The sequence below is a fragment of the Shewanella sp. S23-S33 genome, from assembly GCF_043359565.1.
Taxonomy (GTDB): domain Bacteria; phylum Pseudomonadota; class Gammaproteobacteria; order Enterobacterales; family Shewanellaceae; genus Shewanella; species Shewanella oncorhynchi.
The window spans coordinates 70446-84664 of record NZ_JBHFFD010000076.1 but is presented as its reverse complement, the minus strand read 5'-3'; the positions used below and the strand labels follow the sequence as shown (position 1 = coordinate 84664).

Annotated in this window: 14 protein-coding genes; all 14 read right to left on the bottom strand. The window is 49.8% G+C overall.

Features of this window, described 5'->3' with window-relative positions:
- Positions 1-3: 3 nt before the first annotated feature.
- The 14 genes from ACHA99_RS21950 to ACHA99_RS21885 all read right to left on the bottom strand — a co-directional run bounded on the left by ACHA99_RS21950 (position 4) and on the right by ACHA99_RS21885 (position 14054).
- The gene (locus tag ACHA99_RS21950) at positions 4-1293 is read right to left on the bottom strand and encodes an NAD(P)/FAD-dependent oxidoreductase (RefSeq protein ID WP_393944958.1); all 1290 of its coding nucleotides are present in this window, start codon (positions 1291-1293) and stop codon (positions 4-6) included.
- Between the two features lie 23 nt (positions 1294-1316).
- A complete protein-coding gene (locus tag ACHA99_RS21945; protein ID WP_393944956.1) occupies positions 1317-3758 on the bottom strand; it encodes an MMPL family transporter in 2442 nt (813 codons plus the stop codon).
- A gap of 2 nt (positions 3759-3760) precedes the next feature.
- Complete coding sequence (locus ACHA99_RS21940; protein WP_393944954.1) at positions 3761-4549, bottom strand: outer membrane lipoprotein carrier protein LolA; 789 nt, start codon at positions 4547-4549, stop codon at positions 3761-3763.
- Complete coding sequence (locus ACHA99_RS21935) at positions 4549-4980, bottom strand: thioesterase family protein (RefSeq protein WP_263197175.1); 432 nt, start codon at positions 4978-4980, stop codon at positions 4549-4551. Before ACHA99_RS21935 ends, ACHA99_RS21940 begins: the two co-directional genes overlap by 1 nt.
- Entirely contained in the window at positions 4977-6551 is a 1575-nt protein-coding gene (hutH, locus tag ACHA99_RS21930; RefSeq protein ID WP_393944951.1) for a histidine ammonia-lyase, read from the bottom strand. Before hutH ends, ACHA99_RS21935 begins: the two co-directional genes overlap by 4 nt.
- Positions 6548-8437, bottom strand: coding sequence for a glycosyltransferase (locus tag ACHA99_RS21925; protein ID WP_393944949.1), 1890 nt, complete (start codon positions 8435-8437; stop codon positions 6548-6550). Before ACHA99_RS21925 ends, hutH begins: the two co-directional genes overlap by 4 nt.
- Positions 8431-8817 (bottom strand): thioester dehydrase, encoded by a 387-nt coding sequence (locus ACHA99_RS21920; protein WP_393944948.1) that lies wholly within the window; start codon positions 8815-8817, stop codon positions 8431-8433. The genes ACHA99_RS21925 and ACHA99_RS21920 overlap by 7 nt, the downstream gene beginning before the upstream one ends.
- Positions 8810-10174, bottom strand: a complete 1365-nt coding sequence (locus tag ACHA99_RS21915; RefSeq protein ID WP_393944946.1) for an AMP-binding protein — start codon at positions 10172-10174, stop codon at positions 8810-8812. Before ACHA99_RS21915 ends, ACHA99_RS21920 begins: the two co-directional genes overlap by 8 nt.
- Complete coding sequence (locus ACHA99_RS21910; protein ID WP_393944944.1) at positions 10171-10719, bottom strand: hypothetical protein; 549 nt, start codon at positions 10717-10719, stop codon at positions 10171-10173. Before ACHA99_RS21910 ends, ACHA99_RS21915 begins: the two co-directional genes overlap by 4 nt.
- On the bottom strand, positions 10719-10967 hold the full coding sequence (locus ACHA99_RS21905) for an acyl carrier protein (protein WP_011787696.1): 249 nt from the start codon (positions 10965-10967) through the stop codon (positions 10719-10721). The genes ACHA99_RS21910 and ACHA99_RS21905 overlap by 1 nt, the downstream gene beginning before the upstream one ends.
- A gap of 9 nt (positions 10968-10976) precedes the next feature.
- A complete protein-coding gene (locus ACHA99_RS21900; protein WP_011787697.1) occupies positions 10977-11231 on the bottom strand; it encodes a phosphopantetheine-binding protein in 255 nt (84 codons plus the stop codon).
- A complete protein-coding gene (locus tag ACHA99_RS21895) occupies positions 11215-12090 on the bottom strand; it encodes a 1-acyl-sn-glycerol-3-phosphate acyltransferase (protein ID WP_263164394.1) in 876 nt (291 codons plus the stop codon). Before ACHA99_RS21895 ends, ACHA99_RS21900 begins: the two co-directional genes overlap by 17 nt.
- Complete coding sequence (locus ACHA99_RS21890; RefSeq protein ID WP_113941113.1) at positions 12083-12820, bottom strand: beta-ketoacyl synthase chain length factor; 738 nt, start codon at positions 12818-12820, stop codon at positions 12083-12085. The genes ACHA99_RS21895 and ACHA99_RS21890 overlap by 8 nt, the downstream gene beginning before the upstream one ends.
- A gap of 337 nt (positions 12821-13157) precedes the next feature.
- Entirely contained in the window at positions 13158-14054 is an 897-nt protein-coding gene (locus ACHA99_RS21885) for a DUF3014 domain-containing protein (RefSeq protein WP_393944941.1), read from the bottom strand.
- Positions 14055-14219: the final 165 nt, after the last annotated feature.

Here is a 14219-nt window from a genome sequence, read left to right as displayed (position 1 = left end):
CGGTTACGCCTCTGCAAATTCAGGAATGGCAACTTGGTTTTGGCACAATTCGACCACCATGTTCAGGCGGCGCTCCGAGTCTTTAACGAAGGGATTATTGAGGTCCCAAGCGTAGCCCGCCAGAATCGAGCAAATCATTTGCTTGATGCGTGGATTCGGTTCTTCATAGAAGATCACATCCTGAAAGCGGCCATCATACCAAGCTTGCACATAGGTGCGGAAGGTATTCACCCCCTGCATTAAAGGCGCTGAGTAATCGGCTTGCCAGTCAACCGTTTCACCATTGAGTTGTTTAGTCACACATTTTGCTGCCATCGATGCCGATTGCATGGCGATAGTGACGCCGGAGGAAAATACCGGATCAAGGAACTCGCCGGCATTACCCAGTAGGGCGAACTTGTCGGTCGCAAGCCGTGACACATTGGCTGAATAACCCTTGAGTGTGGCGCATTCTTGCACCACCTTAGCGTTTGCCAGTAGGGCTTTTAGTCCTGGTTCTTCATTGACTATGTTCATCAATTGTTGCTCAAGCGAACCTTGTAAACGCGCAAGTAATTGCGGTTCGGCAACCACGCCGAGTGAGCAACGGCCATTGCTAAAGGGAATGAGCCAATACCAAATGTCTTTATGCTCTGGGTGGACGCTGATTAAAATTTTATTTCGATCAAAGTTAGGATCGCTGATGTTGTCTTCCACATGGGTAAAGATGGCGCTACGCGGTGGTAGGCAAGACGGACTTTCTAAGTCGAGCAAGCGGGGTAACACACGGCCAAAACCACTGGCATCAAGCACATATTGGGCGCTGATTTGATAAAGCTCGCCCTGTTCATTGCGCACCATTAAGCATGGATTCTCGGTTAAATCTATCGCCTCGACTGTTTCGCCGTAGCGGATTTCGACCCCTTGGCTTTGGGCGGTATCGGCTAACAGTTTATCAAAACTGGCGCGCTGCACTTGGAATGTGGTGCCCGGCCCTGGGGTAAATTTATCGGTAAAATCGAAGGTAGTGTAAGTGCCATTGCGACGAAAGGCGGCGCCATTTTTATGTTGGAATCCGGCGGCATTGAGCGCCTCTAACATGCCGGCTTCTTCGATAAACTGCATGCAGCAGGGCAGTAAACTTTCACCGATGGAGAAACGGGGGAAATGTTGTTTTTCTAACACCAGCACGCGCTTGCCTTGTTGGTGTAGCAAGCTGGCGGCAATGGCGCCTGAAGGTCCTGCGCCGATAATAGCCACATCGACGGCAAGTGAATTTGGCATAGCCGATAAATCGTGAGCGGGTGTAGGCATGTAAAGTACGTTCCTTGTCGTTATCAGGACTTTTTAGTCGTTAAAATCAGTGGCGAAAGTAAAAAGGTTAAACCTATACCTAGTGACAGGGTTAAACCAAAATAATGAATCGCTTGGGTCTGGCTAAAGGCGAGTAAACCAAAGGCTAATAGGGTCGAGCAGGCGGACATAAATACCGCCATCATCACTGCCTTGCCGTGGTTTTGAGCAGAGGCAAAGAACAAGCTGTAGTCTATCCCAATCCCGAAAACTAAAATGAGCGCGAGTGCATGGAACAGACTCAGTGGCGAGCCCGTTAAGCCTAAGGTTGCAAGCGTTAGCAAGGCCGCAAGGGCTGGAACGGCAACGACAACCGCGGCTTTTTTAATGCCAAAATTCAGGCTAAACAACAAGAGTGCGATACCGAGTGCGAGCGCTAACAGCTTTAGGGTTAACAGTCGGTAATGGCCCATGACGGCGGAGATATCCGCGACTTTATCGATAAGTTGTACGCTTTCATCATGGGCAAAGCGCGCCTTGATCGCGTCGATCTGTTTAATGCCGCCAAGCAAGACAATGGCACCATGCTCAGCGCTCGCGCCGCCATCATTTAGAACGTCATAGTCGGTGGCCTTGCCATTTGGTGCTAGCCACAGCGGTGCGAGTTGCTTGCCTGCCTCTTGCGTAAAGAAATCTGCTGGACTGATATATTGCTCTTTAGCTGCTAAGTAGCTTGCTTGCAGCTCTGGCTTTAAGTTCTCATCCAACCCAAGGCTTGTGAGCACAGTATCTATCTGAGTTTGATAGATTTCACCCTGTAAGCGATAAGCCGTGTCTTGCCTTTGGTGGCAGGGCAGATAACGGCTGAGGCTGACGTAGTTGCCTAACTCTTGATTGGCGATAGCGGCATCCAGCAGTGGTGACACTCGCTCAAGCTGTTGCAGCAGTGCTTCTTCACTCGCGGCGCGTACCAGTAAGAATTGATTATCTGTGCCGCCGCTGAGTAGCTGCCTGAGCTTATTTTCAGGTTCAGTCACGCTCGCGGGGCTTTGCTGCAAATGGCGAATATCGTCATCGACGGTTAACTTGGTTACGCCAACCAGACACCACACCACTATCACTAAAGCAAACATGCCCATGCCTAAAGGTGTGGTCAATCGGTTGGATAACTGAGTGAGGTTGGCAAGGTACTTCCCCGCTAACGCTAATGGGCGGGAGCCCGATGGCAAACGACTTCCTGCTAACTGTGGGTAGGCGAGAATGAGGGTGAGATAGGCACCGAGCAGCCCCGCGGCGCAGAAAATCGCCACTTGCTGCATCCCAGGAAACGGCGCTAAACCTATGCCCACATAAGCTAAGGCACTGGTGATAAAGGCAAGTGTCACTGTGGGGAAGATATACGCGACCGTCGCCTTTGCGTTGCGTTCGGTATCGCTTAAGCGTTCGCAGTAAAAATGAAAGCTGTAGTCGATGGCAATGCCAATCAAGCTAGTACCAAACACTAAGGTGAGTAAATGCAGCTCGCCAAACACGCTTAAGGTAAAAGTTACGGCCAGCAACAGCCCGCTGGAGATAGTGACAATCGCCAGCAGTAGCGGCATTACAGAGCGAAACGCCAGCCAGACTAAAGCTATGACCCCAAGTAAAGATGCAAGACCAAGGATCGAGATTTCACTCTTAGCCGTTTGTGTCGCCGCAATCGCGTGAAACAGGGCGCCAGCTTTGAGCACGGTAATATCTGGGTAGTTTTTTTCAACCGCATCCAACCCTAGGGTTAATGCCGTCATCTGCGCTAATTGCGCATTGGGATTAAAAGCGCTTTCTTGGCCCTTTGCCATAACAACCGCGGCAACATTATCGCCTTGATTAGCCAGCAGAATACCTTGGCTGGCTCTGACTTTTGAACTCGGCGCGAGGGCGAGTAAATTGGCGGGGAATAACAGCAGCGGATCTTGGGCAAGCAAGTTGCTATTGGCGTAACTAAAGGCGTTGTAAAGCTGCGCTGTGGCCGCTTCAATCAGATTTCCAATGTCTTTCGTTGCTAACGCCTCAGCTTGTGGCGCTGTCAGTAATTTAAATCTGTGGGGGAAATAGTATTGCCCCAAGGCTTCACCGAGCTGCATATCGGCGCTGCGAATCTCTGTGAGTGCAGCATTTTTGCCAGTAGCAACAAGGTCTGTTTCAAGCTTTTGCATCAACAGCTTAGCCGCAGCGATTGCCGTGGTTTCATCCTTGGCGACGAGCGCAATATAGACTTGATCGGCGAGCGTCGCTTCAACTTGGTTAAGGGCGCGCTCTGTGAGTTTGTCCTGCTGTAAATGCGGTAGCATGGCGAGAATATCGCTCTGCACCCTTGCGCCGTTTTGCCAGAGTTGCAAAGTCCACAGACTGGCAGACAGCATCAATAGCAACCAAATGGCGAGGCGCCATTTAGGGGACGATTGCATTAGCGCTTGATTGGCGCGCGCGGCGAAATTGGCGGCCATGGTTAAGGTTTCTTCGCCTCTATCGCCACAGCATACTGCGCCAATTCGGTTTCGCTGAGTTTGCCTTGGGAAAGCGCACTAAAGTCGATGCGGGTCATATCCTGTGGGCTCACACTCGGCGCTGCGCTCAGCAGCACTAAGGATTGCAACACATCGCTCCCCTCTAACACCATATTGGCGATGGCTTTTTTCATTAAGGGATCTTTGGGCGTTAGCCCTAATTGCCATTGGCCGTCTGTGCTCAAGCCTTCTATTTTTAACCTGTCTGTGATGAGAAAGTGCAGCTCGAAGTTTTCGCTTAAACCGGAAATATCACCGCTGAGCATAGCGCGCACTAGGCTGGGCAATAAATCGCCCATAGCGGCGGCGCTCGCCGAGGCATCGGCCTTGCTGACTTGGACTCGACCTTGGCTATCGCGCTGAATAAGCTGCTTATCTTTTAAAATCAGCAGGGATTCGAAGGGCTTTATCTGCTGCCAAATCAGTCCTTGGGTCTGATCGAAGATAAACTGACCTTGGCTGATTAACGGCTTTTTGAGCACCTTTAGTTGCCGAGATTGCACAAACTGGCCTCGCACCGTTTCGCCCAAGTTAAGCTTTTGGCTTAAGGCGACAAGCTGCGCAGTATCTGCACTTTGGCTAAAAAGTGTTTGATAAGCGCCGGGCGCTGCTAAAGTCTCAGCCTTGAGTGGCAAGCTTATCAAAGCAAAAGCTAAGCAGAGAAATAATGCACACTTCGCCAGCACAGGATTCTTTGTCAGCGCAGAGCTCTTGGCTAGTACTGAGTTCATTAGTCTTCAACCTTAGCGAGCAGGGTGGCGATTTTGTCACGGAACACCTCTGGGGTGACAAAACACAATTCTTGGGTGCACATATCGACCGCCGCTTGAATGGTATAACCCTTAGTGATGCGCGCACCCGTTTCAACGTCGCGGATTTGATAATTGATTTTTAAGCGGTTTTCCCACTCGACTAACTCGGCGCGGACTGTGATTTTTTGCTCGAAGGTGCTGGCTTTGACGTATTTAATCTGCAAATCGATAATTGGCCACGCATAGTTAGATGCTTGCATTTGGCGGTAGTTGTAGCCCAACTCATCGAGCAGTTTGCAGCGAGCAATCTCGAAATAACGCAGGTAATTGCCATGCCAAGTGATCCCCATGGAATCCACATCGTGGAAGGGGATTTGCATTTCCATATCGATAGTGATCAATGATTTCATCGGCACACTTCCCATTCACCCGCTTGGATTTTAGCTATGGTTTGGCGCAGCACGGCTTCAAGCGGCCTATCTTCAATTAAGGTCTCAAAATCACCGCGCACTTGGGCGAGTGTTTTCGCCAATGAAGGGGTGAGCGAGGCTTCGTCCAGTTCATTTTGGGCGATACGTAAACCAATACCTTGGGTCATGGCGAGCAATGCTGCCGCCGCGACTTGTTCGGTCAATTGCAGCACGCGCATACAGTCGCGGGCGGCGATAGTGCCCATGCTCACCTTGTCTTGATTGTGGCATTCGGTCGAGCGCGAGAATACGCTGGCGGGCATAGTGTGCTTGAGCGCTTCTGCTGTCCACGCCGATACCCCAATTTGCACCGCTTTAAAGCCATGATTAATCGCGCGGCGCGGGCCGGTTGAGCCGGATAAGTTAGCGGGTAAGCCATTGTTAAACTTAGGGTCCATCACTAGCGCCATTTGGCGATCGATAAGATCGGCTAAGTTAGCCACAGTATTTTTCAGCGAATCCATCGCAAAGGCGATATGGCCGCCGTAAAAATGGCCACCGTGGAGAATATGCTCGCCTTCGCCGTCGACAATCGGGTTGTCGTTGGCGCTGTTGACTTCGGTTTCGATAAACTGACGCATAAACGGCAGCGCATCCTGCAATACGCCGATAATGTGCGGTGCGCAGCGGATGGAATATCTGTCCTGCAGCCTGTCCGAATTGCGCGGATGTTCGTGGTGATTTAAATCTTCCCGGATCCAAGTGGCGATTTGGTTTTGTCCCGGATGCGGTTTGGCGGCAAATAAGATTTCATCAAAATGGTTCGAGTTGCCTTTTAACGTTAACGAAGCCATAGCGGTAATGCGGCTACTTAATCGGGCAAGATATTGGGCGCGATCGAAGGCTAAACAGGCCAAGGCCGTCATTACAGCCGTGCCATTCATCAGGGCTAAGCCTTCTTTTGGGCGCAGTACGTGCGGGGTGATGTTGAGCTTAGCGTAGACAGCTTGAGTCGTTTGGCGCTCACCTTGGTAGATTACTTCGCGCTCACCGACTAACACGGCGGCTAAATACGACAGCGGCGTTAAGTCACCGCTGGCGCCGACTGAACCTTCTTCTGGGATTACAGGGACTATGTTGAGATTGAGCAAAGTTTCGATGCGCTTTAATAGCTCATAGGTCACGCCAGATTTGCCAATGGCTAAGGAGTTTAAACGGCAAGCCATCACAGCGCGGGCCTGCATTATGTTTAAGGTCTCGCCTAAACCGCAGCCGTGGAAGCGGGTTAAATGCAGTGGCAATTCGTGGACCAGATCTAAGCTCACATTGACTGTGCAAGAGTCGCCATAACCAGTTGTTACACCATAAACCACGCCTTCTTCGTGCAGCAGGCTATCGATAAAGCGCGCACCTTTTTGGATATATTCTTGATAATCCGCATCGTCACAGAGCTTGACTGGTGCGCCCTTGGCGACGGCAACCACTTGTTCTAAGGTAAGAAATTGACGGCCGAACTCAACAGTCTTTAAGTCTGATTGATTCTTTGAGTCGGCGGCTTGGGTGTGGCTCATGAATGACTAGTCCTGTCTGTCTTATGATCCTGCTCTGGGATCTGCGGTGATGCTGATTCTGTTGTTACAGCATCGGCTTGTACTGAATTGGCTGATGCGCGTTCTAACTCGCTGTCTTTACACCAGAAATCGAAGAAGTTAAACCATTGCAAAGGCTCGCGTCTGGCAAAGTATTCTAAACGTTCGCTGTAGCGATTTACCGCCTGCTGTAATCTGTCCATTCTGCCCGCCCTTGGGCCTCTAAGTGTTTCGGCGAAGCGCTCTAAATGCACCCGATAACGGCCCTGTTCCCGCAGGCAAAACATTAAAAATACAGGGCAATCGAGTAAACCTGCCAAAATAAACGGCCCTTGGGGAAACGCTGCGTCTTGCCCCATAAAGGGCGCGTACATGACGCGACCTTGGGTATTCGGCGAGGTTCTATCGCCCGCGATCACCACCAGTTCACCGGCTTCTATCTTTTGCTGCAACAGCATAGACGTCGCGGGGTTAAGCTCGGTCACTTGAATAAGATTAAGCGTGCTATCAGGGTTTAACTGCTTGAGTACCTTATTGAAATTTTCAGCATGGCTCGTTAACACCATGACGTTTACTTTGACCTTGCGCTGGTGGATGGAAATGGCGCGGCAGAGCTCTAAATTACCGAGGTGCGACACTAATAACACGGCGCCTTTACCGCTTTCGAGTTGGTCGGCCAGCACTTGGCGATCGGGGAAATCCACTTGGCTCAATTGGATGCGATCGCACCATGCATCGATTCTATCGAGTGCGGCATTTCCAAAGGCTAAAAAGTGATTCAGGCTATCGCGCCAGCCTATGGGCTGATTGAGCTTAGGATGTTGCGGCTCAAGTACTTGTACGCGGCGCAGGAAGTCTAACGAGGCTTCGCGGGTGACTTTGCCTGTGAGAAAGAAATAGCAAATCACCGGATACATAATGGCGCGGCACAACCAATGGCCGCCAATACGATAGCTCTCGGCTAACAGTTTGATGCCCCAGTAACTGCCGCGCTCCTTCATGCCCGACCAATGGGTGGCTGAAGTTGATGATGTTGCTGAAGTCGATAGTGTTGCTGACGAGCAATGGGAGTTTTGCGCGGCTTGTTCCTGCGATTTACGCTGTGATTTACGCTTCAATAGCCAAGGCAAGCGTTTGAGCATGCCGAAAAATAACTTGGAATGCAGTTTAGTGATGCGCACATTGTCGGCCACACCTTGAAAGTGACTGACGCCGCCTTCGGGATAAATCACCTTAGTCGGCTGGAATAAAATTTCCACCCCTTGCCAGTAGAGTTTGACGAGGATTTCAATATCAAAATCCATTCGCTCCGTTAATGCTTGCTGGCACAGTAATCGCTCAGTGGCGGCGAGGGGATAAACGCGAAAGCCACACATAGAATCTTTAATATCAAAGCTTAAGGTTTCGACCCACACCCAAAAATGGGTGATATAACGGCCATAGAGCCTGCCCTTAGGCACGGATTCATCGTACTCGGGTTTGCCTGAAATCAGCGCATCGGGTTTAGCCTGCGCCCTTGCTACCATAGCTGGAATATCGGCTAGATTGTGTTGACCATCGGCATCGACCTGCAGTGCATGACTAAAGCCATCGCGGTAGGCTCGGCGTAGGCCCGTCATCACAGCAGCGCCTTTACCACGGTTGTAAGGATGCAGCAGCAAAGTCACCCAAGGATAGGTTTGGGCTAAGGATTGCAGTAGATAACGGGTTTCATCATTGCTGCCATCATCAATCAAATAACAGGGTAGATTAAATTGGGCGAGTTCGGCCAAGGTCTGGGCAATTGCGGCACTGTGATTGTAATTGGGGATCACTAAGGCGAGCTTGATGGGCGACGACTCAACTAAGTCGCTGGTAGGTGTTAGCACTGGCTCGCCCCATCGCTGCTGTTAACTGGCGAGATATCGAAGGCGATACGACCTGACGCGTAGCGGTTTTCACCATCGCTATAGGCGAAGGTGAGTTTCCCCTTAGCCGCATTGTTGCTAATGCTTAAGGTGACTTCTTGCCCCGGCAGTATGAGTTGCTGAAACTTAAGCACTTCTAAGTTGGCTACGGCTTCGTAATAGCCGAAATATTGGCAGCCTAAACGCACCGCCCAATCTAATTGCGTCACGCCTGGCAGTACGGCTTGCTCGGGAAAATGTCCCTTAAAAGATTCAAGGTCGGCCGCCACTAACAGACGTAATTCAATATTATCCATGCCGATATCGGAATGCAGGATCGGCGGTAGACTCGATTTAATCATGGTCAAATAACTCGACTAACTGGGCAGTGACACGCTTCCCCTGAGTGTTAAGCGGTAAAATATCGGGATAACGCCAGCGGCGTGGCAGGGTGACGCGCTCAAATTGCGTCAGCAAATGTGCTTTTAACGCATTGTTGATACTGAGTTTTCCCTGCTCTTGATGCACGCTGCGGCCCAGTGCGGAGAGGGTTACCACTGCGCCCAGTTGGGATTTAAACTGCGGCAATACCACAAGTGCGGCCTGCTCAACATAGGCGTGGCTGCAGAGTAGCGTTTCCATTTGCGCCAGCGATAGACGCTTCTCCTCAATCTTAACGATGCGATCGAGTCGGCCCTTGAGTCTAAACTGGCCATTTTCGGTTTGTTCGATTTTATCTTCGCAGCGCAACCATTCATCGTCGGCCAAATAGGGTGATTTAAGCAGCAAGGCTCCGTCGCTAGGATCTTGATCTATCGATATTCTGTCAAACACTTGCCAAGGTTCATCGGCCTCATGCTGACGGCGATAGGCGATGCCGCCCGTTTCTGTGCTACCAAAAATTTCGATGGGCAAGTGACCATAGCATTGGCTGATCCCTTGAGCCGCCGCAAAACTTAAGGGCCCGCCAGAGCTAAACACTAAGCTAGGTGAGCGCAGCTGCCGCTCGTGCTCTAAGGCCTTAGGTAAACGCGATAACTGGGCAGGGCTACTGATCAAACACAGGTTTGGCAGTAAGGCAGTGTAATAGCTTAAGGTTTCTGGGTATTCAATCTGTTCGCTTAAAAACGGCCGACTGGCGGCGAGTGGCCACAAAATCTTGAATAACAGGCCATAGATATGCTGGTGGGAAACCGTTGAAACCACACTGCAATGGGGTAAATGTTCGGCAAAGGTATGTTCGAGCACTGAGACTTCAACGTCTAATTGCTGAAGTGTTTTACGGATCGCCTTAGGTTCGCCACTGCTGCCGGAGGTAAATAGCACAAGTTCGCCGATAGCCTCGCTCGCCGGCCAAGGTTTACTCGGCAGGCTTAGCTCTTTTCTCAGTAGAATAAAGGCCTGACTTTCACACAATGGCTTGTCCGACAATATGCCTTCAAACTGGTGGGTTAACTCGCTCAGCGTGCCCGTTTGGGTGTTGGCTGGTAAGATAATTTCCTTGCCGGCTAACAGCGCCGCACATAAACCCACAGCAAACAGATCGCTGGTATCACTCGCGAGCAGCCATTTTTTCTCTGGCGCGGCCAGCAGTTGCTCGTAAAAATACGCCACCTGATTGGTAAATAATGCACCCGTGACTATGTCGTGGTGATTAAAGCTGATCAGTTGTTGGGCAAAGGGCCCTTGGGTTAACCAGTTTTTGAGTAGCTGTGTCATGTTTTCTTCAACCAAAAGCTGCGATATAACCATTCCCCACCGAGGAGCAGTCCCATGAGTACGTATGCAATCAAACCGTTATACAAGGTCCAGGTTGCTAAGCTAGTAAAGCCAGCGGTGTAAGCCGCCATAGTGCCATTGAAGATAAATAAGCCGCACCAAAGTAACGTGACTTTTTTAAGATACCCAGTGGCTTCATCCGGTAAATCGGGTTCTTTCAAACGGGCTAAACGCTCGATCATGCTAGGGCCAGTGTGCAGTGAATAACTGAACAGCGCCAGCATAGTGAGATTTATCACTACTGGGTAATACAGCAGCCAGTCACTGCGCTTGGTAAGATAACTGCCTGCCGTGAGCACAATCCCCACCAATAGTGGTAAAACTAATGTCTTAACCTTTTGCTTTTGTAGCATTAGCCGCACTATCAGCAATAAACACAGCACGAGCGCTATGGTGCCAGCAGGCAAGTAACTGAGCCCTAAATACACGGCAACGGGGTAGGCCAGCAAAGTTAGGGCGGTTAAGACCTGTAGCAAGGCTTGCATTAGGTTTTAACTAAACCTTCGATAGCATTAATCACATCGTTGATTGTGCGAACTGATTTAAATTCATCGGGTTGGATCTTTTTACCTGTCAGTTGCTGCAGTTTTATCACTAAGTCGACTGCATCAATGCTGTCGAGATCGAGTTCTTCATACAGGTTGGCCTCAGGCGTAATCGCCTCGGCATCAATTTCGAATTCGTCCACTAAAATAGTGGTCAGCATAGCGAGGATTTGTTCACGATTTTGCATATTCCTCTCCTATGGACGCTGTGATTCGATAAAGCGAGCTAAGCTGGCAACACTGTGGAAATGGGCCTTAGTGGCATCCGAATTGGCTTCGATTTTGACATCAAATTTTTTCTTGATGGCTAAGCCGAGCTCGAGGGCGTCGATAGAATCTAAGCCTAAACCTTCGCCAAATAGCGGCGCATCGGTTTCAATATCATCAATGCTGACGTCTTCTAGATCGAGACAGTCGATGATTAACTGCTTTATTTCATTGTTTAAGTTCATAATTATTTTCGAGTTGTTGTTTATAGTAATGTTCAAGATCCCGCGTCAGCTGCCGGGCCATTTTTGCATGCTCACCTAAAGCTGCTTGGTACTTCTGGTAAGAAACGATTGTGCCGATTTCAACGGCCATTCCCATGGTTTGCCTTGGGATTTCATACCAAGGTTGCTCCTTTGTCAAACCACGCACATTGGTACGTAGCACCACAGGTAAAATATCCGCTTCGGCCCTTAAGGCTATATTGGCAGCGCCGCGGGCAAAGTGGTTAATGGTCGCACCGACCACCGTACGCGTGCCCTCGGGGAAGATAATTAAATTGGTGCCTCTTGCTAGCACTTCGCGGCAATCCTCTAGCATGAGTTCGGCGCCGCGATTGGGAATATAACCCGCGCAGGACACCACACCACGCAAAAATGGATTACGCCACAAAGCTTGTTTGACTATGCAGCCCGCATTGGGCATGAGACTTATCAATACCACCACATCGACTAAACTGGGGTGGTTGGCAATGACGATAACGCCTTTGGCATCATGTAATTTTTGGGCATCGTGGCTGCTGACCTTAATCACACCTGCCCAAGTGAGCATGGCGACAAAGCCTTTGAACATTAAATGCACGGCCTTTTGTACCCGAATAATCCGCGCCTCTGGTGTGCCTGGCCAAAAACGCAGCAGCGGCAGAATGGTCAAGGAGCTTAATAAGCCGCCTAAGCCAAAGGCGATATAACAACTCACGCCACCTAGCCAACGTGGCACATAATTCAGCCCTTCGCGGCGAGTTTCCGGCAAGGTATAAGCGGCATTGAGTATTGAATCTTGATGATCCTTGGCGGCGTCATGGCTGTGGGCTGCATCAAACATGCTCAAGTCTCCAATGCCATTGGGATAAGCAGCCTGAAATATTTTGCGCCGTCGCTAGGGCGTGGATAAATGCACCATAGGTCAGCGGATTTAAAGCTGTTGCTTTAGAAATGCGGCTCACCGTGAGCTTGGCCGAAGCGGGTGTATCGAAGGGCGCGAGCTGTAGGCCTAGGGCCAAAGGTAATTCAAATTCTTGGGTAAACTCATCGTACACAGGAGGCACTGGATCATCACCGAACACCAATAACAATGGTTCTGGCGATTGATGTAATTGGGCGAAGGCTTCGACCATAGCTTGGGACAGGGTTTCTGTGCCCGCCGCAACTGAGGTTGAAGGCGCGGTATTGGCCGCCACTATGCCAAAAATACCGCTGGCGGTGTTGTGCACCGACTGACTAAAACCTAAGGGCGATAAGGGCTGTTTGGCGATAATGTCTTCGAGCAGGCCAATGGTGCGCTGCAACTCTCCATGGCGCGAGGCAAAAATAGAGCGACAATTTGCAGGCATTTCGCACTGAAAACTCACCTCTAACATCATCTTAGTCAAGCGACTAAAACGGCGGCGCTGCATGGCGGGAATTTGTTTGAGTGCGGGAGCGGTGGTATCCGACTGTGGTGGCGTATCGAGATTGAGCTCAGCCGAACTCTCGCACCAAGTTTGCCAACTTTGATGGTGCTGATATTGGGGGGCCCAAGCGCCCCAAGAGAGAATGCTGAATGTTAGTTGCACTACTTTGCCTCGACACTAAATTTAAGCTGTCTTAGTTATCCCTAACTAAGTTAGAACATTAATGGATTGCCATACCATAGTGAGGAGTATACGCGTTAGAAGAATGACGCTCGAAATGCCCTCTACAGCGTGGTCATTCTACACTATACCCTTTCTTTTTATGAAGCCATTTGCATTGTGCGGGTTAACGGAATGGGATCAAGTGCTGTGATTTGCAGCGCTTATTCGACATTGAGTAACAAATATCGCAGTGGCTATCTGATTTCGCAGACGCTTTAACTTACAGGTTAAAATGAAAAAAGGCGCACTGAGCGCCTTTTGGCATGAGCTTGATAACCTATTGCGACAATTGATTCTCGATTTTACGCAGCGCTACTTTCAACTTGCGAGTATTTTCTGGACCCATACGGATCAACAGTTTTTGTGCACTGGGTAGTGCCTCTAAGTTAGGGTCAACGAATTGATAGTTAACGCTAATTGAATTCAGCTCAATCGGATCTTCAATAATAGGTGCTGCGAGTAACATTTTAATCGCTTGCAGCATTCTGTCGTTAAATTTGGCGTTGCTGTAGCCGAGTTCGGTAAAGGCTTCCTCTAGGAGCGGCGTCAGTTGCTTGTAAGTTGTGATTAAGCTCTGTTCGTCCATTTTGGCAATCGAGTCAACATAGGCGTCGTATCTGTGGAACCCCTCAGGATTTAAATACACTTTGTTGGTGATTTCTGAGACTGAGAACAGCTTCTCTGGTCCTTTAAGTGGGCTAACTTTACGGGTTAATTCACCCTGAGCTAGGTTATCCACGAATACCACAAATTGGCGGACGAGATCTTGCTGCACTAACGAAGAACTCAACACATTGTTATTAATCATGGCGAGGGCTTTTTGTTGCACAAATGCATCACTTTCTGCCAGCACAGGCACAGGTTCTACGACAACTTCAGGCTCTGCCACTGCAGTGGTTTCAGTGCTATTGGTGTTCATTTCTGTAACGGCAGGCGTCGTCTCTGTGGTTTCTGGCTCTGGCGCACTTTCGAGCGTCATAGGTTCAGATGGCGGTGTTTCAGGCAATACAATAGGGGCGTTAGGGATGAGTTTAGATGAGTCAGAATCACCGCTGTAGTAATAATATCCTCCGGCAGAAAGTAGCACGACGAGCACTATCGCAAAAAGCGCAAAGCGATTGCTGCTAGAAGACGTCTCTTGAGGTGTTATTCTATCATCTTGATTAACTTGCATTTTACATCCTTCGCTTGAGTGTCAAGGTAACTTGGTGAATACATGCAGCTAACATTAAAGTGCAAGAGCGGGCTATTTGAAGGCCGCAGGTTCATTTTGCAAGTTTCCATGCGCTTGTCTATAGCGCTTAGCTGAACATAAACAATTTATTTCGAGTAAAGGCTG

Excerpts from the sequence above, each read along its gene's own strand:
- ACHA99_RS21915 (WP_393944946.1), bottom strand. The coding sequence starts at position 10,174 with ATGACACAGCTACTCAAAAACTGGTTAACCCAAGGGCCCTTTGCCCAA.
- ACHA99_RS21885 (WP_393944941.1), bottom strand. The coding sequence starts at position 14,054 with ATGCAAGTTAATCAAGATGATAGAATAACACCTCAAGAGACGTCTTCT.
- ACHA99_RS21895 (WP_263164394.1), bottom strand. The coding sequence starts at position 12,090 with ATGTTTGATGCAGCCCACAGCCATGACGCCGCCAAGGATCATCAAGAT.
- ACHA99_RS21920 (WP_393944948.1), bottom strand. The coding sequence starts at position 8,817 with ATGATTAAATCGAGTCTACCGCCGATCCTGCATTCCGATATCGGCATG.
- ACHA99_RS21935 (WP_263197175.1), bottom strand. The coding sequence starts at position 4,980 with ATGAAATCATTGATCACTATCGATATGGAAATGCAAATCCCCTTCCAC.
- ACHA99_RS21900 (WP_011787697.1), bottom strand. The coding sequence starts at position 11,231 with ATGAACTTAAACAATGAAATAAAGCAGTTAATCATCGACTGTCTCGAT.
- ACHA99_RS21950 (WP_393944958.1), bottom strand. The coding sequence starts at position 1,293 with ATGCCTACACCCGCTCACGATTTATCGGCTATGCCAAATTCACTTGCC.
- ACHA99_RS21940 (WP_393944954.1), bottom strand. The coding sequence starts at position 4,549 with ATGAACTCAGTACTAGCCAAGAGCTCTGCGCTGACAAAGAATCCTGTG.
- ACHA99_RS21905 (WP_011787696.1), bottom strand. The coding sequence starts at position 10,967 with ATGCAAAATCGTGAACAAATCCTCGCTATGCTGACCACTATTTTAGTG.
- ACHA99_RS21945 (WP_393944956.1), bottom strand. The coding sequence starts at position 3,758 with ATGGCCGCCAATTTCGCCGCGCGCGCCAATCAAGCGCTAATGCAATCG.
- ACHA99_RS21910 (WP_393944944.1), bottom strand. The coding sequence starts at position 10,719 with ATGCAAGCCTTGCTACAGGTCTTAACCGCCCTAACTTTGCTGGCCTAC.
- hutH (WP_393944951.1), bottom strand. The coding sequence starts at position 6,551 with ATGAGCCACACCCAAGCCGCCGACTCAAAGAATCAATCAGACTTAAAG.